Raw genomic sequence first — 19,874 nt, 5'->3', positions numbered from 1 at the left:
ATGACCGAGAACACCTTCGACGTCGTGGTCATCGGCGCGGGTCCGGTCGGCGAGAACGTCGCCGACGGCGCCGTCAAGGGCGGCCTCACGGTCGCCGTCGTGGAGAGCGAGCTGGTGGGCGGCGAGTGCTCCTACTGGGCCTGCATGCCCACCAAGGCCCTGCTGCGTGACGCCGCCGCGCTGCGCGCGGTCCGGAACCTCCCCGGCGCGAACGCGGCAGTGACCGGAGAGCTGGACGCCGCCGCGGTACTCGCCCGCCGCGATGCCTTCGCCGCCCACTGGCACGACGACGGCCAGGTCGCCTGGCTGGACAGCGCCGACATCGAGCTGGTGCGCGGCGTGGGCCGGATCAGCGCGCCCCGCACCGTCGAGGTCACGGGCACCGACGGGAGCACCACGGTCCTGACCGCCCGGCACGCCGTGGTCGTCGCCACCGGCAGCAGCGCGCGGATCCCGCACGTCCCCGGCCTGGCCGACGCCGCGCCGTGGACCAGCCGCGAGGCCGCGTCCGCCCAGGCGGTCCCGGGGCGGCTGGCGATCATCGGCGGCGGCGTGGTGGGCGCCGAGATGGCCACCGCCTACGCGGCCCTCGGGTCGCAGGTCACGATGATCGCCCGCGACGGGCTGCTGCCCACCGTGGAGTCGTTCGCGAGCGACCTGGTGGCCGAGACCCTCAAGGGCCACGGCGTGACGCTCCACCTGCGCACGGAGCCCGAGAGCGTGCGCCGCGACGAGGCCGGGACGGTGCACGTCCGCCTGGCCGACGGCACGACGTTCGACGCCGACGAGGTGCTGGTCGCCACGGGCCGCACCCCGAACACAGCCACCATCGGCCTGGAGCACGTGGGGCTGGCCCCCGGCGACTGGCTGCGCGTGGACGACTCCCTGCGGGTGCTCGGCAGCGACGGCACGCCCGTCGGCGACGGCTGGCTGTACGCCGCGGGCGACGTCAACCATCGCGTGCTGCTGACGCACCAGGGCAAGTACCAGGCCAGGGCGCTGGGCGAGACCCTCGTCGCTCGCGCGGGCGACAAGCCCGTGGACCTGGAGCCCTGGGGCCGGCACGCAGCGACCGCCGACGAGCGCGCCGTCCCGCAGGTGATCTTCACCGACCCGGAGATCGCGTCCGTCGGTCACACGGCAGCTTCTGCCGAGGCGGCCGGGCTGCGCGTCCGCGCCGTGGAGTACGACCTCGGGGCCGTGGCGGGCGCCAGCCTGCACGCCGACGGGTACACCGGTCGCGCCGGGATGGTCGTGGACGAGGACCGCAAGGTGCTGGTCGGCTTCACCGTCGTCGGACCCGACGTCGCCGAGCTGCTCCACGCCGCGACGATCGCCATCACCGCGGAGGTGCCGATCGACCGGCTGTGGCACGCCGTCCCGGCCTACCCCACGATCAGCGAGGTCTGGCTCCGGCTGCTGGAGACCTACGGCCGGTCCGCGTAGCGCGTGCGAAGGCCTCCGGTCGCCGACCGCATGCGCGGCCGGCGGCCGGCCTCACCGCTCGTCGTCGTGAGCCCCGAGGTCGGACGCTGCCTGCCGCAGCACGACGACGCCCGGGCCCCGCACCGTCACGGTCGTCGCGCCGGGTCGGCTCTCCAGCGTCGCCGGATCAGTTCCGAGCACCGCCGCGGAATCGAGCGCAACCGACGGCGGCTCACCCTCGTGCTCGACCACCACCGACACCGGCCGCTCCTCCAGTCCGAGCACCACGTCGACGCGAGCGCCGCCGCCGCTCAGGCCGCTGTCGGCTGAACCACCCTCGACCGCGCCACGGGTCAGCACGATCGCACCGTCCTCGACCCGGACCGTCGTGGCGCGCCGGTCTCCCGACGCGATGACCGGTTCGGTGTGCCGGAGCCGGACCAGCGCCCGGTACAGGTCGAGGATCCGGCGTCCGCCGTCGGAGCGGGGCTCCGCCCAGTCGAGCCGGGACGCCTCGAACGTCTCGCGCGCCTGCGGGTCAGGCACTACGACGTCGGCCCCGTACAGCTCCGCCCAGCCGTGCCCGCCGAACTCCCGCGCACGCCCGCGTGAGATCGCCTCGGCGAGCTCCGGCTCCTCGTGGTCCGAGAAGTACTGGAACGGCGTGGTCGCGCCCCACTCCTCCCCCATGAACAGCATCGGCGTGAACGGTCCCAGCAGTACGACGGCCGCGCTCACCGCGAGCGCCCCCGGCGCCAGCACGCGGGAGGGTCGGTCGCCGAGCGCCCGGTTGCCCACCTGGTCGTGGTTCTGGGAGCAGACGACGAAGCGGCGTCCGTCCAGGTCCGGCGGTACCGGCGCGCCCCAGAGCTTGCCGCGGAAGGTGGACCAGCCGCCGTCGTGCACGAAGGCGCCGGTGAGGGCCTTGGCGAGGGTCTCGGGTGCGCCGAAGTCGTCGTAGTAGCCCTGCCGCTCGCCGGTGATGAGGGCGTGCAGGGCGTGGTGGACGTCGTCGGCCCACTGGGCGGTCATGCCGTACCCGGGGCGGCCCTCGAACGCCTCGCTGGTGAGCGTGACGGTGCGGGGGTCGTTGGCGTCGGACTCGGCCACGAGCGAGAGCGGTCGCCCGATCTCCTTGGCCAGCGTGGCGACGGCGTCGGACAGCTCGGCCAGCAGGTGCCGGGGCGAGTCGTCGACCAGGGCGTGGACGGCGTCGAGGCGCAGCGCGTCGACGTGGAAGTCGCGGAACCAGCGCAGTGCCTTCTCGATGACGAAGGCGCGCACCTCGGCGGAGCCTTCGCCGTCGAGGTTCACGGCCGCGCCCCAGGGCGTCTGGTGCCGGTCGGTGAAGTAGGGGCCGAACTCGGCGAGGTAGTTGCCCGACGGGCCCAGGTGGTTGTCGACGACGTCGAGGCAGACGGCGAGGCCGCGCTCGTGGGCGGCGTCCACGAAGCGCTGCAGTGCGGCCGGGCCGCCGTACGGCTCGTGCACTGCCCACAGTGCGACGCCGTCGTACCCCCAGCCGTGGTGCCCGGCGAACGCGGCCACCGGCATGAGCTCGACGACGTCGACGCCCAGGTCGACCAGGTGGTCGAGGCGCCCGACGGCGGCGTCGAGCGTGCCGTCGGGCGTGAACGTGCCGACGTGCAGCTCGTAGGTGACGGCGCCGAGCACGTCGCGGCCGGGCCAGGCGGCGTCGGTCCAGGGGTGCGCGGCGGCGTCGAACGTGCGTGACGGACCGTGCACGCCGGCAGGCTGCCAGGGGCTGCGCGGGTCGGGGCGCGGCGGGCCGCCGTCGAGTGAGAACGCGTAGTCGGTGCCGGGCAGGAGGGGACGTGCGGTGTGCCACCAGCCGCCGTCGTCGGCAGTCATGGGCTCCGTGCTGCCGGACATCGGCAGAACGAGGTCGACACGGGACGCGCGCGGCGCCCAGAGGCGCAGGGGCGCGGTCATGCGGTTGCCCCGTCCGTCGTCATGTCCACAGACCCGGCGCTGCCGGCGGGCTCGGCCACGAGCAGCGCAACAGGCCAGCCGCCGAGGAGGTCGCCGAGGTGCACGGCGCCGCCGTCGGCAGTCGAGTCCGTGAGCAGCGACCGCCATGCCTCGCCCGGGTTCGGTTCGGGCAGCACGACCGTCGCCTCCGCCTGGCCGGGCGCGTCGCCGAGCCGTGTCGCGACCACGACTACCCGAGGCCCGGAAGCGTCCCGCCGGGCGAACGCCACAGCGCGGCCCGTCGTCACCGGCAGCGGCTCGTAGCCGGCGTCCTCCCCGACGAACGCGTCGGGGTGCGCCCGCCGGACACGGAGCGCGGCGGCCGTCACCGCGAGCTTCTCCTCCGCGAGGTCCGACGGCGTCCGGCCCGTGTCGAGCGCGGCGAGCGTGCTCGCGAGCGCCTCCAGGTCGACGGGCCGCCGGTTGTCGGGGTCGACGAGCGACGTCCCCGTGACCTCGGTGCCCTGGTAGACGTCGGCGACGCCGGGCACGGTGAGCTGGAGCAGCTTGGTCGCGAGCACCGAACGCCGGACGGTCGGCGTCACGCGCTCGACCCAGCCGGTGAAGCCGTCGACGACGTCGGGGTGGGTGAGCAGGTCTGTCGCGTACCGCACCAGACCCTCCTCGCGAGCCTCGTCCGGCGCGGTCCAGGTGGTCCACGCCTTCTGCTCCCGGGACGCCTTGACCAGGTACGCGGTGAGGCGGTCGGCCTCTATCGGTCCCGCGGGGGTCCAGGTTCCCGCGAGCGTCTGCCACAGCAGGTTCTCGGTGCGGCCGTCGAGGTCGGCGGGGCGCAGGTCGGCTGTCGCCTCGCGCAGGCGCCGCACGAGCGCCGTCCAGGCGTTGGCGTGCGCGGCGATCGCCCCGATGCGCGAGCGCACGTCCTCGCCGCGCTTGGTGTCGTGCGTGGAGCCCGCGGTCATGGTCGCGGGCCACGACTCGGACGTGCGCCGCGCGAGGGCGTGGAGCTCGTCCGGCCCGACGCCGAAGCGGTCGGGTGCGCTGCCCACCTCGCACAGGCTCACCAGGTGCGTCCACCTGTAGTACGCGGTGTCCTCCACGCCCTTGGCCATGACGGCGCCGCACACCTGGGGGAACCGGACGACGAGCTCGGCCCGTCGCTCCTCGTTCTGGCGGCCGGCAGAACCGACCTCCCGGCCGAGCAGCAGGTCGACGACGACGTCCAGCGTGTCGTGCCGGTCCGGGTCGAGCCGCGACCGGGCGACGTCGGCCGCGTCGCGCACCACCCGTTCGGCCAGGGGCGGCGCCGCCTCCCCGGGCACGACGTAGGCGCGGTACCGGCCGAACGCGACGATGAGCTCGGTGACGCAGTCCTGGATGGACCGGAAGGTGTGGTCGCGCAGCCGCACGTCCTCGCGGCAGATGTCGGCCAGCATGGTGGTCACGAGGTGCGTCTCCGCGTACAGCGAGGTCTCGACGATCTGTCGTTTGGCCTCCTCGATGAGGTCGTCGAGGGTGGTGTGCTCGCCCGTCACCTCGTGCAGGAGGCCGGCGAGCGGCGCAGCGCCGTCGGGGTCGACCTGCAGGGCGTGCAGCCGCCACGCCGTGTCGTAGCCGGTGGTGCCGGCGACGGGCCAGTCGTCGGGCAGTTCCTCGTCCTCCTCGAGGATCTTCTCCGCCGCTATCCACGCCCCGCGGGTCGCCTCGCTCAGCCTGCGCAGATACCCGCGGGGATCAGCCAGGCCGTCGGGATGGTCGATCCGGAAGCCGTCGATGACGCCCTGATCGAAGAGCTCGAGCAGCAGCGCGTGCGTGGCGTCGAAGACCCCCGGGTCCTCCACGCGGATGCCCGCGAGGGTGCCGACGTCGAAGAAGCGGCGGTAGTTGAGCTCCTCGTCGGCCACGCGCCAGTACGCGAGCCGGTAGTGCTGGCGGCCCACCAGTTCCGCGAGCGGCAGGTGCTCCGTCTCCGGCCGGACGGGGAACAGGTGGTCGAAGTAGCGCAGGACCGGCTGCTCCTCGTCGGTACCTGCGCCGCCGTCCCCCGGCACGACGGTGTGGTCGAGCACGAGCTCGTCGGCGGCGAGCACCGTCCCGATCCGTGCGCCCAGCACCGGCATGAGCAGCCCTTCGCCCTCGGCGAGGTCGACGTCGAACCACTTCGCGTACGGGGACTCGGGCCCGTACTTCAGCACGGACCACAGGGCGCGGTTGTGCCAGGCGGGCGTGGGCACCGCCATGTGGTTCGGCACGACGTCGACGACGACGCCCATCCCGCGCGCGTGCGCCGCGGCGGCGAGCCGTTCGAGCCCTTCCCGGCCACCCATCGCGAAGCTGATCCGGGTGTGGTCGACGACGTCGTACCCATGCGTGGAACCCAGCGCGGCCTGCAGGACGGGTGAGAGGTAGAGGTCGGTGATCCCCAGGGTGTCGAGGTAGGGCAGCGCCTTCTCGGCCGCGGCGAACGTCAGATCGGGGCCGAGCTGCAGGCGGTAGGTGCTGACCGGGGTGCGGCGACCTGGTCCGGGGAGATGGGAATGCACTGTGCCTCCGTCGCTCGGGGGTGCTGTACTCGCACCGTGCACTTTACGACTCGGTCCCGCATCGATCAGTTCTGGCAGCGGACCTTCGGCGCGACCAGCCAACAAGACGGAGAAGTCCGCGTCGTCGCACACGGTGAGCACCTCGCCGGCTACCCCGGCATCTACGCCGTACTTCGACAGGGCGCGGTCCTCATCACGGCGCCGTCCGAGATGACCGCGCATGTGCGCGCGTGGCCGCTGAGCCCGAACACCGTGATGAGCCCGGACTGGTGGACTGAGCGGTTACCTGGCTGGAAGGTGCTCGGCCCGAGCGTCCACTCATTCGCCGGCTCGCACGAGCAGCTACAGGCCGCTGGATCGGCCTACCCGGCGTCGCCGGCACAGGTGCGAGCCGCGCTCGCCTCTCGGGTATCGCCCGACGAGTGGGCAGAGAGCGGGTTCGCAGGTGACGACGTCGGGCACGCCTGGCTGCTGGACGACGCCCAGAACCGACCGGTTGCCGCAGCAAACCTAACGCCCTTCGACGGCGTCGCAGCAGACGTGGGCGTCCTGGTAGCCCGGGAGGCCCGCGGACGTGGTCACGCCGTAGCCGCCGCCTCGGCCGCCGTCCGGTACGCCGTCGGACACCATGGGATCGCACGCTGGCGAGCGCTGGAGACCAACTCCGCGTCGCTCGCCGTCGCGGCCCGACTCGGCTTCGACGAGGATTGTCGGCAACTTGCTGCGCGCCCGGTCTGACAGCGACCTGTCCAGGCGAGCGACGACGCCGGATTCAGCTCGAGCAGCGGGCCCGAAGGCTTCGAAGTACCGATCCGGCGGAGACCCCACCGCCCGCCACAACGGCCAAGGATTTAGGAGCGCTCGGCGTCACTCCGGCGGATCGCGAAGCACCCGACGGGCCTTGATTGCGACCTCCAAAGGAAACTCGGCGCCGCAGATAAGGAGGTGAGCCGCCGGGCCCGCCGCCACGATGGCACCAGCGGACCAGCCACCGGCTGCCGCAAATGCTGCGTCTTAAGACGGTTGACTCGACATTTCCTGTCTTGCGAAGCGAAGGCCACGCTCAACCCATTGCCGGAACCCAACAACCCGGTCCACACCGCATCGCACTCACCGCGAACCGACCAGCCATGGTCGCGAGTCAGCCGCAACCGACTAAGAGCTCAGGTTAATACCAGAATTACCCATACATAGACACAGCCAAAGATGATGAAGAGGCCACCGGCCAGCAGATTGCTCTTCTCCAGGCCCAACCCCCAAGGAGCCACATCGAACCGATCCCTGAGATCCGGGGGAATAATGTGATCAATAAGCCATTCGAAGAACCTCCCGATCGGGCGATAAAATATCATGACCGCCACACCAAAAAGTATGCAGCCGAAGCCCCCTAGAAGCATAGGACCGCGCACGGGGTCGCCAATGACTGATTCCCAATCCATCTTTCACCGCCCGATAATTACTGTGTTGCCACGCTTATAGTACCCCCATATCGGTAACCGACCCCTATCCCTGCGCCTCCCGAAAACCCCGTGATGTTTCCTCGATTGTCGCGCGGATGACCGCCGCGTCCGAGGGCTCCCACCCGGAAAGGTCGTAGCCAGGCAGGGCACGGATGAGCCAAGATGGGAACACGGGCGCGACCCCTTCGCGCGAAACGGAAGTGTAGAAAACTCCCATCTTCGCAGGTCAGGGTCGCGCCCTACCTATCTCACCTACCGAGAACCGGCCAGCCCTGCGTCAGGACGGGAAGATCGCATACGCGGGCGTGTTCCTCGGTCGGACGGTGGCGTGAAGGACTTCCATCCAACCGGGCCGGACACGCCCGCACTTGTTTCGCCCCACGTGCAAAGACGCAGGTATCAATCCCGCCTCGCGACTTTGCCGAGGCTCTGGCAACAGTCCCCTCCGCAATGCTACAGAACGACATTGATAAGAAATGCTATATGGCCTCTCAGGCCCCACCGCCCACCATGCGGAAAATGGAGATCATTTACTAAACTTCAAAATTACCACAAGAATCTCGCCACTGAACCGATAGCAAATATTGCACCACCAACTATCCAAAACATCGAGAGGCGAATCGACAGGCCCCTCTGAGTGCCACCCCAAACATTTGAGTCTCGGTAGAAATTAGGCATCGCGTCAAGGAGCTTTTGATATCGCCCACCCCACTTATCCGGATCGCGAATCCCCATCACCCCGAGCACAGCGAGCCCTAGTCCTACAGCGAATGGAATTGTCTCCACGTCACACAACCTTCCTAGGCGGGTTCACTACCGAAGCAATTTTCCGTAACCAACCTGCCCATGCACGCCGGCCGAGACACCCACACCAAACCCAAATGAATTAGACCCGCCGAGACCATAGACACCGCCCATTAGGCCACCAGTGGTCGATGCCGGGCGAACCGCCCAGTAAGCAGGCGGCATATATGCCTGGGCCTTTCTCGAACGCGAATTGAAGTCGTTGATGGTGGGCTTGGGCTTGGCCTTCTTCTTGGCCCTGGTGATGCTCCCGCCCTTGCCGTAGTTGCAGGAGCCTCACGTGAGACGGGCTTGGACGCTGGGGCAACAAGGCGAGACGATGGCATCGCGAGGGCGTGTTCCTTCGGGGCGAACCGGGCAGTGTAGGAACTACGGATCCAACTCGAACCCGGACACGTCCTCGCACCCCGTCTCACCAGCAAAGACGCTACACAGCAGGCCTCACGCCGCTCCTATAGCCACGACTTTGCCGCCGCCCTGACCACCCGACACCCCAACCACTGGCAACAAGAGCCACACCACCGAGGCAGCGCGAAAAGAAGAGTCTTCCTGGCATTGGCCCGACGCCGACCGTGGCCACCCAGGTGCACCACGTCACCCAGAGCCTCCATCCCCAGGCGACTCCACCGTGCGCCCACGACGACGCTGATGCTCTCGCCACCGCTCCGCAGACGCCTCATACAACGCATCCACATCAACACCTTCAGCCCGAAGCCGACGTGCCCTCAACAAACCAGGATCACCACGAAAACACGGATGAATCAGAAGTTTCGGGCGATTCAAAAAATACAGCCCTAGACCAACTACTACGCATAAGGCGACACAGAAACCAAGCGCAGCCTCAACGACCTCCACCCAGTCGCTAGACGTGCCGCGTGCAGTATTCCACTCCCGTTGCGCCATATAATCGATGGTTCCGGGCCATGAATAAGCCGCCAGTGACCAGATTCCAGGAATTATCATTATTCCGGCACGCGCCCGCGCGCGCCGGACATCGATGTCGTCGTGCGGCAGTCGGTTAACGGTTCCGCCAGGATCCTTGAACTGTCGCACGAGAACTACGGTTATAACGGTTGCAGCAGGAACCGTCAGGATTCCCCATATAAGCCATCCAACGGTGCTGAACATTACCACAACCCCCATGCGTCATTTCGACGGAACACTGCGGAATTCGTAGCATTTAGATTCTGTGAGGAGTACCAATAGGCTGCACCGGCCCCAATCGCAGTTGCAGCTCCGATCGCCAGGAGGCCGAGCCCTCCGGTGCCTACGACGAATGCGCCAAGAAGAGCTGCTGCCGCCCAGCCGCCTGCCGCCGCGAACAAAGCGTCCTGGCCTGCTTGCGCACCCGCAAGAGCCCACGAACCACCGTTCGCGTCGTGGTAGTTCGGCATTCCAACGATAACGCCGACGCCGACGCCAGGCAGTCCAGCCTTCCCCACGGGGCTCGTCGCCAGTTTCGAGGCAGTACTCGTCGACCAACGGGCAGCCGGCTTCTCATGGATCACCCTCCGGGCAGCCGAGGCATCCCTCCGCTGCTGATCCAAGGCCGCCTGCCGGCCAGGGATCCCAGTGGTCTCCTGCCCCTTGACGTGCCGCGACGACGCGTTGTCCTTGGCCGCAACACCACGATTCGCCGCCGCCGAAGCTGCGTCCAGCCCAATCCCAGCCGCTGTGATGCCGTGCCCGGCATACTCTGTCGGTCCCGAGTACCACGGCGTTGTGGCACGTGACCGCGCAGCCACCCGCCACCGCGACCGCTTGTCGTTGATGGTCGGTTTGCGCTTTTTGTATTTCTTCGCGCTGGTGACATTGCCCTTGCTGTTCATCTGGCAGTTATGCGTAGTGCCGCATTCCTCGTATCGCTTTCCGGTGGGGTCGGAGAACGTAGTGGGGTTGTTGTTGGAGTAGCCGTAGGCGTTCCACTGCTGCGGATCGGCCAGGTCCATGATGGGGTCGACGGAGATGAATGCCCCCAGGGCGGGATCGTACATCCGAGCGCCAATAGCGGTGAGGCCGGTCGAGTCGATGGGCTTGTCGAGGTACCCGTGCTCGCCGGTCCAGTTGCCGTCGGCACCACCGTCCGCGCCAGTGCCGCCGTGGGGACCGCGAGGCTTGCCGTAAGGGTCGGTGTACCGGTGGACCCGGCTGGCGGGACCGGCCACGTTCGGGATCTGGACGCTACCGGTGTTGTGGTGATCACCGGTGATAGTGGTGACCTCAGCAGCGAAGTAGCCGGTGCGGGTCGCGATGGTCTGCCCCGCGAAGGTGTAGTACCGCTCCCCGCTGACCGTCCCACTGTCGTGGTTCAGAGTCAGTTCCTGATACCCGAGATACAGCGTCGTCGTCCCGTCCTGGGTACGCAGCACCCGCTCACCGTCCGCGGTATTGACGTACGAGTCCCGTTCGTCCGCGTCGGTCATATCACCGTCACCGTTACCGTCCTGGCGGACCTCAGCGAGCTCCCCCTCGACATCCCATGCCAGCTGCTGGGCCGCCTGCCCGGCAACGTCCCGGCCGGTCATGTTCCCCGCCGCATCCCAGCTGTACGACGACGTGCCCGCACCGCGCCCGGTCGCGGACACTGACGTGACCGCATGCGGCCGCACCGCGTTCGACCCAGAGGCTGGGCTGGGACTGGCTGGCCATGCTGGCGGGTCTGATCAACGCGATCGTGACCGACGACCGATCCGCAAGGAGTGCCGGAGTCGAGGCCGGTGACCTGTCAGCAATGTCGGGCGTACATGTACCCCCAGCTTCGTCCTGGACTCGAACACGGTGCTGGCCCGCTCCCCCATTCGAAGTGATATCGCCCGGCGACCACAAGGTCACCCAGATGGATCATCACTCCGTCGCCGACGCCGATCACGCCGGCGTCCAGCTGACGCCTCCTTGGGATCATCCGAATCCGATGCCCCGCCTACGCCCCGTCCAGAACGTTCGGGCGACCCCTGCCAGCCAAGCGGCTCATCTAAACCTTCAATCCCGCGAGGCGGTTCTCGACCGTACGCATGGCCGAACTCATCGTCGTGCTCGACGACGGTGTGATCGTCAAACGCGGCACACACCGGGAGCTCATGGAGTCCGACGGCGTGTACGCGGCGCTGTACGAGAGCCAGGCGAACCAGTACCGCTGAGCTGGGGCGGGTCTCCTAGATCGTTCGCGAGACGCGCGATGTCAGCGTGGTCAGCACCACCTCGGCATGCCCGACCAGGCCCTTGCCGCCCGCGCCGACTTTCAGGCCGCCCACCCGCTACCGTTCACCTCGAAGGTGCCCTCTCCTGCGAACCGATGATGTCTCGACAACAGCACCCCTGCAGGTCAAGGCACCTCTCCTCGTCACTTCAAGCCAGCAGGCACCCACGGCTGAATATCCGAGGTCAACTGCCCGAAACTCCTACGGCCCCTCATGGCGACGCCGATCCCGACGCTCCCGCCACTGCTCCGCTGACGCCTCATACAGGGCATCCACATCGACACCCCGCACACGCAAGCGCTTAACCTGCCAGAACCCCGGATCCGCCCTCATATGCGGCGGAACCAAGAACTTGGGCAAGTTGAATTGAACGATCAGAATGACCAAGAAGATCGATAGCACCATCGCCACGATGATCCAGACAAACCCGAAACCGAAGTCGTCTGGATTGGGCAAAATGATGACTAGCAGACCACCTGAACACATGACCGTTGCGCCACTCGCAGCCGGCATAATCCCCCGAACGTATGACCGTGACAAGTCCCGGTCGCCGCGCCCGAGCGTCTGCATGAACTGGGCAATACCCCACTCAACCCTTTCGGGATTCCGCAAGATGCGGATCATCTGGTACCAGGCATTGATCACCGTGGCACAAAGCAGAACAACCATGATGACGTAGAGCCATGGCGGGAACGGGAAGTTCGGGTCGTTCATCATGGTCTGGTCACAACGCCGTGCCGATCGAGGACCGCTTCTCGGGCATCGTAGGAGACGCCGTACGACACGCCTGCCGCGAGTAGTCCGGCACCAAGAGAGCAATACCTGCCTCTGCCAACGCCTCCCCAATCAATTCGCCGATGAGTTGCGAGCCCCCGCCGCTGTCCCGAACACCCTCATTGATAGTATGGCCTAAGCCAGCTACACCCAAAACCAGCCGCCATTTTCGGCCCTGCGTCTTACATTTAACTGTATATGTTTCCAGGAGCTTTTCGCAGGCCCGCCCTGTCCCTGTCGTCCTGGAATGATTGCCCCAGCGACAGTATGAACATCGGGTACACCAGGCCCAATACTCCGAACTGCGTCGCGTGACCGCGTACCCGGCCAAAAGACACGCATCACAGTCCCGGTCTGCGCTCGCTCCGACCCCGACCGAACAACGCTAAATCCGCGACTACACCGATGCTCCCCATCCGAAGTGATATCGACCGGCGACCACAAGATCACCCAGATGGATCATCACTCCGCCGACGACGCCGATCACGCCGCCGTCCAGCTGACGCCGCCCTAGAATCATCCGAATCCGATGCCCCACCTGCGCCCCTTCCAGAACGCTCAGGCGACCCCTGCCAGCCAAGCGGCTCGTCTAAACCTTCAATCCCGCGAGGTGGCACAGTTCGCGGCCCGGGCTCCATCGCACGACGGTCACGCAGCACCGCCCGGAGTCCACGGTCACCGCGCATATGCGGCGGGACAAGAAACTTCGGACGGTTGAAATAGATGATCGTCCACCAGGTCGCACCCCAGTAGATGTTCGTCAGCACCATCGCTGTAGCTACCGACAAGTACTGCCAGGGAAATCCAGGTATGAGACGCAGAAATACGTAGAGCGCAAGAGTGGAGAGCGAAATACCGACCATCGCGATCGGCACAACTGCTCGCACATTCCCACGCGCACGCTCGGGATCACCCTTCGAAATTGACAAAGTAAAGTTACGAATGAGCACATCGGCCGCAGAATTGCTGCGCCAAACTTTCACCAGGCGAACGAGGAATAGCACAAGAAAGAAGATCATTATCGGGAGGCAGATTGCAGCCACGGCAAATCGAGCGCCCCCAGGCGCATACATCTCCCAGAACTCTGGAGCCTCCATGTAACGTCGCTCGCAGAGCCAGAAGCACACGTCAGTCTTCACGGCGGAACCACCTATCATTAGCAGCACTCTTTGCAGTGGTGGAGATGTACTCGGTTGCGATGAATCCGACCGCAAATCCGACAACTGCGCCGATTAGGGTACCGATACCTGGTGCAACACTGCCCGCAACCGCCCCTACAAACGCAGCACTAACCGCCGCGCCGAGCGCCCCACCAATCACGATGGCACCAGTATCAATACCGAGCATGACCGCACCGTGCTCAACGCTCTCTGCCGTGCGAACATCTTCGTACGCGGTGACACCATAACCTACCCACGGAAGTGTTCGGGAAGCGCCTCTCACACCGCGCAACCTAGAGAAATCATAGGTGTCACCAGTCATATTACCCGGCACCGACCTTGCGCCATGAGCCGCGCCGAAAGAAGTTTGGCGGGCATTCCAATAGTCACTGTTTGTCGCGAGCCGGGATCGGTTATCACCTCCGCTCATCGACGGCCTTTGGACGGCCATGTTCTGCTTAGCCGGTAAAGTCCTCTGGATTGAGTTGCCCCAACCGTTCAACCCGCCGAGACCATAGACACCACCCATTAGGCCACCAGTGGTCGATGCCGGGCGGACCGCCCAATAAGCAGGCGGCATATATGCCTGAGCCGTTCTCAAACGAGAATTGAAGTCGTTGATGGTCGCCTTGCGCTTCTTGTATTTCTTGGCGCTAGTGACCTTGCCCTTGCTGTTCGTCTGGCAGTTATGCGTGGTGCCGCATTCCTCGTACCGCTCCCCAGTGGGATCAGAGAACGTGGTCGGGTTGTTGTTGGAATAGCCGTAAGCGTTCCACTGCTGCGGATCAGCGAGGTCCATGACGGGGTCGACGGAGACGAACGCCCCCAAGCCTGGGTCATACATACGGGCCCCGATTGCGGTAAGGCCGGTCGAGTCGACCGGTTTGTCGAGGTACCCATGCTCGCCGGTCCAGTTCCCGTCAGCACCACCGTCCGCGCCCTGACCGGTGTGAGGACCGCGAGGCTTGCCGTAAGGGTCGGTGTACCGGTGGACCCGGCTGCCGGGGCCGGCGACGTTCGGGATCTGGACGCCACCGGTGTTGTGGTGGTCACCGATGATGGTGGTGACCTCAGCAGCGAAGTAGCCGGTGCGGGTCGCGATGGTCTGCCCCGCGAAGGAGTAGTACCGCTCCCCGCTGATCGCCCCACTGTCGTGGTTCAGGGTCAGTTCCTGATACCCGAGATACAGCGTGGTGGATCCGTCCTGGGTACGCAGCACCCGCTCACCGTCCGCGGTGTTGATGTACGAGTCCCGTTCGTTCGCGTCGGTCGTGTCTCCGTCCCCGTTGCCGTCCTGGCGGACCTCCGCGAGCTCCCCCTCGACATCCCATGCCAGCTGCTGGGCCGCCTGCCCGGCAACGTCCCGGCCGGTCATGTTCCCCGCCGCATCCCAGCTGTACGACGAAGTACCCGCACCACGCCCGGTCGCGGACACTGACGTGACCGCATGCGGCCGCACCGCGTTCGACCCAGAGGCCGGCCGAGTGTAGGTCTGGGTCTGCGCGGCAGTCCCGTTGGGCAGCGAGTGCTCCACGACCCGGGTCCGGTTGCCGACAGTGTCGTGGCTGTAGCTGTGCCAGTACGGTGCCGCCCCACCGAGGTTGGCCGTAGCCGGGTCCGTCGCGCACTGGGCACTGGCCGGAGTCCAAGCCTGAGTCAGCCGACGCAATCCGTCATACCGATAGCACTGCCGGTCATGCGCCCGCCCCCCGAGATTCGCCGCCGGGGCGTCCAAGACCGACTTCAGGTTCCCGGCGTTGTCCCAGCTGTACGCGGCACGCTGCACGTCCACGGCCGTGCCGTTAGGTGCCTCGGCCACGACCGTGGATCCGATCAGCCGGTTGGTGCCGAACTCGTAGTCCCGATCCTGCACATACGCATACGTGTTACCGAACGACAGGCGCGCGACCTCACCGGTGGGCTTGTAGTCCGCGGCGGCGACATAGATGCCGTGACCAGCGGAGTCGAGACCCCTGACCTGGTCTGCACTGTCGTAGGCCAGGTTGATCATCTCGGACGGGAGCCCTCCCCCGGAGGGGTACTTCGTCGTGTCAGGCTTGCCGGTCGCGGTGTACGTGTACTCGGTGGTCCATTCCTTGGCCAGTGCGCCCAAGCTGACACCGTCGACCGTCGCCGGAATGGTCATCGTCGTGGCGGTCGGCTGCCCGTGAACTTCGTACCCGTCGACCGTGGTCGTGATCTCCGTCGCAGCAGATCCGGTGCCCACCACCCGGGTCGACGACGCGGGCTGTCCCGCAACCATCGTGCCGTCGACGAGGCGGTCGTAGGCCCACCGTGCACGGACCGTGCCGCCCGTGCCACCTTCGCGCATCGTGGTCTTGCGGTTCAGCGCATCGTAGGTGTAACCGATGACACTCCCCCGCGCGTCAGTGGTGGTCAGGACGTTCCCTACCACGTCATACGTCGTGTCGGTCCGACCCTTGTCCGGGTCCGTTGCTCGGGTCTGACGTCCACGAAGGTCGTACGTGTAGGTCCAGGTGTTGTTGGCGTCGTCCACAGCCCGGGAGAGCCGGTCCGCGTCGTCGTAGGCGTAGGTCGTCTCGACGAAGGCCGTGGCCGGGCTGGTGCCCGTGTGCTGCCGCAGCGCGATCGTGCGGCCCCTGCCATCCATGATCGTGGTGGTCGGTGTTCCACCCACAGGTGGGTCGACCAGAGTCCGGTCTCCGCGGTGCTGAGTGGTGGTGGACCACTTCAGGACGTAGTCGCCGTTGTCGTAGTTCTCGGCGTCCTCGTCGACCTGGAACCGCTCTTCGGTGACCCGCCCGGCGCCGTCATACTCCGTGAGGGTTCGGCCGGGCACCGCCGCGGACGTGGTGACGACCGTCGTGCCCGGGGCGGCAGTGTTGTGCCAGGCATGATTCTTCAGGACGGCCAGTCCGCGGGTGTCATAGGTGGTGTCCGTAATGACCCGCCCGGTGGCCAGGTCCGACGCCGAAGTCGACTGCGTCTGCCGTTCGCGCAGCAGCCCGTCATACAACGTCACACTCGTAAGGTACCCGGACCCGTCGTACTTCAGGGTGCTCGTGGTCACCGCGTTCACACCGGTCGAACGCACCGTGTACGCATACGTGCGACTCGCTGTGTTGGTGCCCTGCACCCGGCCGGGCTCCCACACCGAGGTCAGCCGACCCAGCGCGTCGTACCTTCCAGACGTGACCCGACCGTCCGGAGCAGTGACCTTCGTAGGCACTCCCCAAGCCGGGTCCAGCACGGTCGTGGTCACATGGGCAGCCAAAGCACCACTACCGTCCGGATCAGGGCTGCTGACGGTGGTTCTCGTCGTCAGATGCTGCACTGTGCCGTACGAGGTCGTAGTGACGCGGTCGTTTGCGGCCTTTGTGGTAGCCAGCCGTCCATAACCGTCAAAGGTGGTGCGCTCGACGTCCACGTACACGGGCGTCGAGCCGCTGTAGGAAGCAGCTTCCTGCGTGGTGGTCACGAGCCCCTTGGTCGGAAGGTCACCATCAGCGCCGCCGTCGTACGCGTACCTCTGGTCGGAAACCACGTCTTCTGGGTCTGCTGGGGACGGAGAGCACCCAACTCCCGCGGTCTCAACCCGGCGCACAGTGTTAAGGATATTGTCAGTCGGGTTGTCGATGTATGTGGTCCGGGTACAGGTGTCGTCGGACGCGAGAGCCACGTCTCCCAGGTCGCTCACCGCTTTTACACGCCCCAGATCATCGAAGCCCGTGTCCGTACGAGTAACGAGGTTCCCACCGGCACGGTCCGGGGTTGTCGTTGTTGTCTCAGTTCTTTCTGTGCCGGTGTAGAAAGCCTTGTCCCCGTCAGCGTCGGTAGCGGTCACCGAGGACCGCCAGGGCGTGTTCACGGTCGTGGACACGACCGCGCTCCCGTTGAAGACGGTCTCCTTGCGCACCATTCCGGCCCACTGGTCGAGGTCGTTGACGCCGTCGACCTGCACACTCGTCGTACCACCGCTCGGGCTCTCGCGATCCCCGTGCATGCCTCGGAAGTACTCGTACTGCGTACGTGTTCGCGTGATGTCCGGGTTCCGCGCTAGGTCACCGGTGTAGACATTCACCGTGGCAAAGCCACGCCAGTCGGACCATGTGCGGTGCTTCTTCAGCGTGAGCTCGTCGTCGGTGTACCGCCATGCCGTTCCACCCGAGTAGTTGTAGCTGGTCACCGTGGGATCGGAACCGCCGTCGCGCGGGTCATCGATCACCTTGGTCACGACGTACTTGTGGAACCACTCCATGACCGGATCTTCGTTGCCGGCTGGGGTCCACCACACCGGCATGCACCGGCGAGTGTTCGACTCCGGTGCTGTCGGCGTCGACGTCGGGGTGCAGTCCGCGCCTGTGTACGTCGCCGTCACCATGGCACCCGATTCAGTACGGATCTGCCCGATGCGCATCCGGTTCATCGCCGAACGGTCGGCACCCGCGGCTACTCGGTTCGCGCGCTGCACCGATCCGAACTGCGTGGCCGGCAACGCGACGTTCGACCCCCCGCCCTTGCCGGTGTGTGTGACCTGGTTCAGCCACAGTGCGTCGAGCCCGTCGCCGGCGTCGGGGAACGAGTGCGTCAGCGCCCAGGAGTCGACCGCACGGTAGGTACCGTCAGCCTTGAGGATCTTCGTTTCTACTCCGGTCAGCCGGTTGCGGGTGAAGAACGTCGGTGCAGTACGGCCGGCGCAAGTATCGGCATCGATCGAGCACACCTGGTCCTGCGGCACGTCCGGCCAATGATCCCGTGTGTCCGCGTCCAACGTCCCGCAGTCGAAGGAACTCGTGGGGATGCATCGCTGGGAGTAGCTGAAGTCCATCACCGCGGATGGTGTCCCGGTCAGGGTTCCCGCGCGTGTGCCATAGTCGATCCGGTTCAGGACCCCGCCGCGCACGTAGTCCGCGTTCGCGACGTCGGTCTTGTTGTTGTTGCGCCCGTAGTTGTTCCACTCGCGCGTGTACCGGTAGGTCATGGTGTTGCCTGAGGTATCGACGACGTAGTCCAGGTTCCACCGCCACGCCTGCTTGCAGGACGAGGCCGCGAACCCACCGTCGGCCGCGTTCTTGTAGCACGGCTCACCGGGGTGGTTGCCGAACACCGGCACCGTCCACGCCGAGTACAGGTTGCTCACCGGGTCGTCCGCGGCGCGCTTGTCCCGCCCGAACCAGTACTCCGTCCCGTCCGTGGTGGTGACCTTCCAGTACTCCTTGTCGTTGTCCGTGTTCCACCCCCCGGTCAGGGACTCCACCTTCGAGTTGTCGTCCGCCTCGAGGCGCCATTTTCCGGTGGCCTCGTCCTTGATCAGGTCGGTTGCCTTGCCACCCAGCACGAGTGTCGCGTTGTCGTTCTTCCAGCACAGGTCGCCCGTGTCGTGGTCCGCGTTGTTCGGTGCCTCGTTGTCGGAGGAGTCGGCCTGGTCGTCGACGCAGGGCGCGAACTTGCGCTCGACATAGCCTCCGGTGGCCAGGTCCCAGCCCTCTCCGATCTCGGAGGTCTGGGTGTTGGCCGAGGCCACGCGCCCATCCACGCTGCCCGAGTCGTAGGACAAGGACACCTCAGGTGCGAGTCCGCCTGCGGTCCCAGGGGCTCGGAAGGGATAGGACCACGTGAACGACCCTGTCCCGGCCGTGGTCTCCCAGGCTGCTGCACCCGACAACGGCGTCGCCTTCCAGTCGCCCTCAGAACCACCCGCGTCTGCGGCGACAGCTAGCACCATCGTCTCGCTCGCGGCGGCACGTTCAACCGTCGGAGCCGACATGCGGCCCGTCGTGGCCGTCTCCGAGTCGGTCGCAGGAACTTCGACGACAGCGGTGACGGTTCCATCCTCTACCTGGTTCTCCTGACCTGGTAGCGGGGTCTGGACCTGGCAGGCGGGCACCTCGGGCGTGCTCAGAGCACAGGCCGGCAGGGCAACCAGTCCCAGCCGTGACGCGAGCTCCGGATTCCCGCCGATCAGTCCCCTGTAGTCCACGCTCACACCCAGACCCGCACCACCCACCGGGCCAGCCTGCGGCGCGTGAGCGACGGTGAGCAGCGCCTCCACGCCCAGGGCACGTGCCGAGGCCTCGTCGAGGGTCGCGACCCGCACGCTCTCCGGTACGTCGGGCGAGGACACCCCAGCAGCGCGGCGAGCACTCCTCCCCGGGCTCTCGACCTGGACGGGTAGCCCGCCAACGCTCGCGCGAACGTCGTCTGGAGCCCCAGAACCTGCCTTCGTCTCCGGGAGATCGAAGATCCTGGCAGCGGCGGTCACCGAGATCAGTTTTTCACGGGTACGCGGGTGAGGAATCGAGACCGCCGCCTCGTCCGGTTCCACCTCTGTGGCAGGCAGCCCCTCGGGCAGTCGGACCTCGCCGGCGAACTCCCGGTCGTGTTCAGCGCGCTCGGCAAGGCTCCATGACTGCCGTTCGGCCACGTCTGGGTTCTCTGCGGCTGACGCGGGCACAGTAACCGGCATCACCAGAGCCAGCGCGAGCCCGGCTCCTAGGAACGCCGGCGCCCATGCCGGTCGAGGCATTGTGCCGCGATCGGCTGCCGTCTGGTGTCGCCCGTTGTCGGTCATCGCGT

10 protein-coding genes are annotated in these 19,874 nt (G+C 66.6%); 3 read left to right on the top strand and 7 right to left on the bottom strand.

Going from position 1 to position 19,874, the window contains the following annotated elements; translation table 11 throughout:
* Nucleotides 1-1,446, top strand: coding sequence for a dihydrolipoyl dehydrogenase family protein (locus ACQEVI_RS24090; protein WP_432903917.1), 1,446 nt, complete (start codon nucleotides 1-3; stop codon nucleotides 1,444-1,446).
* A gap of 51 nt (nucleotides 1,447-1,497) precedes the next feature.
* Here the strand turns inward: ACQEVI_RS24090 and treZ are convergent, their stop codons facing one another.
* Together treZ and treY are read right to left on the bottom strand one after the other, a co-directional pair.
* Entirely contained in the window at nucleotides 1,498-3,378 is a 1,881-nt protein-coding gene (gene treZ / locus ACQEVI_RS24085) for a malto-oligosyltrehalose trehalohydrolase (RefSeq protein WP_432903914.1), read from the bottom strand.
* Nucleotides 3,375-5,921: a malto-oligosyltrehalose synthase gene (gene treY / locus ACQEVI_RS24080; RefSeq protein WP_432903911.1), complete on the bottom strand. Its 2,547-nt coding sequence runs from the start codon at nucleotides 5,919-5,921 to the stop codon at nucleotides 3,375-3,377. Before treY ends, treZ begins: the two co-directional genes overlap by 4 nt.
* Nucleotides 5,922-5,957: 36 nt before the next feature.
* On the opposite strand from treY, the gene ACQEVI_RS24075 reads away from it, so the two are divergent.
* The gene (locus tag ACQEVI_RS24075; protein WP_432903908.1) at nucleotides 5,958-6,659 is read left to right on the top strand and encodes a GNAT family N-acetyltransferase; all 702 of its coding nucleotides are present in this window, start codon (nucleotides 5,958-5,960) and stop codon (nucleotides 6,657-6,659) included.
* A gap of 425 nt (nucleotides 6,660-7,084) precedes the next feature.
* On the opposite strand, the gene ACQEVI_RS24070 is transcribed toward ACQEVI_RS24075, so the two are convergent.
* Together ACQEVI_RS24070 and ACQEVI_RS24065 are read right to left on the bottom strand one after the other, a co-directional pair.
* Nucleotides 7,085-7,282, bottom strand: coding sequence for a hypothetical protein (locus tag ACQEVI_RS24070; RefSeq protein WP_432903905.1), 198 nt, complete (start codon nucleotides 7,280-7,282; stop codon nucleotides 7,085-7,087).
* Between the two features lie 2,030 nt (nucleotides 7,283-9,312).
* A complete protein-coding gene (locus ACQEVI_RS24065; protein ID WP_432903902.1) occupies nucleotides 9,313-10,710 on the bottom strand; it encodes an RHS repeat-associated core domain-containing protein in 1,398 nt (465 codons plus the stop codon).
* 486 nt (nucleotides 10,711-11,196) lie between these two features.
* On the opposite strand from ACQEVI_RS24065, the gene ACQEVI_RS24060 reads away from it, so the two are divergent.
* Nucleotides 11,197-11,322: a hypothetical protein gene (locus tag ACQEVI_RS24060; protein WP_432903899.1), complete on the top strand. Its 126-nt coding sequence runs from the start codon at nucleotides 11,197-11,199 to the stop codon at nucleotides 11,320-11,322.
* A 261-nt stretch (nucleotides 11,323-11,583) separates the two neighbouring features.
* Here the strand turns inward: ACQEVI_RS24060 and ACQEVI_RS24055 are convergent, their stop codons facing one another.
* From ACQEVI_RS24055 to ACQEVI_RS24045, 3 genes are all read right to left on the bottom strand, one after another.
* Nucleotides 11,584-12,096 carry a hypothetical protein gene (locus tag ACQEVI_RS24055; RefSeq protein WP_432903896.1) on the bottom strand — a complete coding sequence of 171 codons (513 nt, stop codon included), beginning with the start codon at nucleotides 12,094-12,096 and terminating at the stop codon, nucleotides 11,584-11,586.
* A 506-nt stretch (nucleotides 12,097-12,602) separates the two neighbouring features.
* Complete coding sequence (locus ACQEVI_RS24050) at nucleotides 12,603-13,295, bottom strand: hypothetical protein (RefSeq protein WP_432903893.1); 693 nt, start codon at nucleotides 13,293-13,295, stop codon at nucleotides 12,603-12,605.
* Entirely contained in the window at nucleotides 13,285-19,869 is a 6,585-nt protein-coding gene (locus ACQEVI_RS24045; protein WP_432903891.1) for an RHS repeat-associated core domain-containing protein, read from the bottom strand. Before ACQEVI_RS24045 ends, ACQEVI_RS24050 begins: the two co-directional genes overlap by 11 nt.
* Nucleotides 19,870-19,874: the final 5 nt, after the last annotated feature.

Origin of the sequence: Promicromonospora sp. CA-289599 (assembly GCF_050936155.1) — a bacterium.
In the GTDB taxonomy this organism is placed as follows: Bacteria; Actinomycetota; Actinomycetes; order Actinomycetales; family Cellulomonadaceae; genus Promicromonospora.
This window is presented reverse-complemented; position numbering and strand designations above follow the sequence as displayed.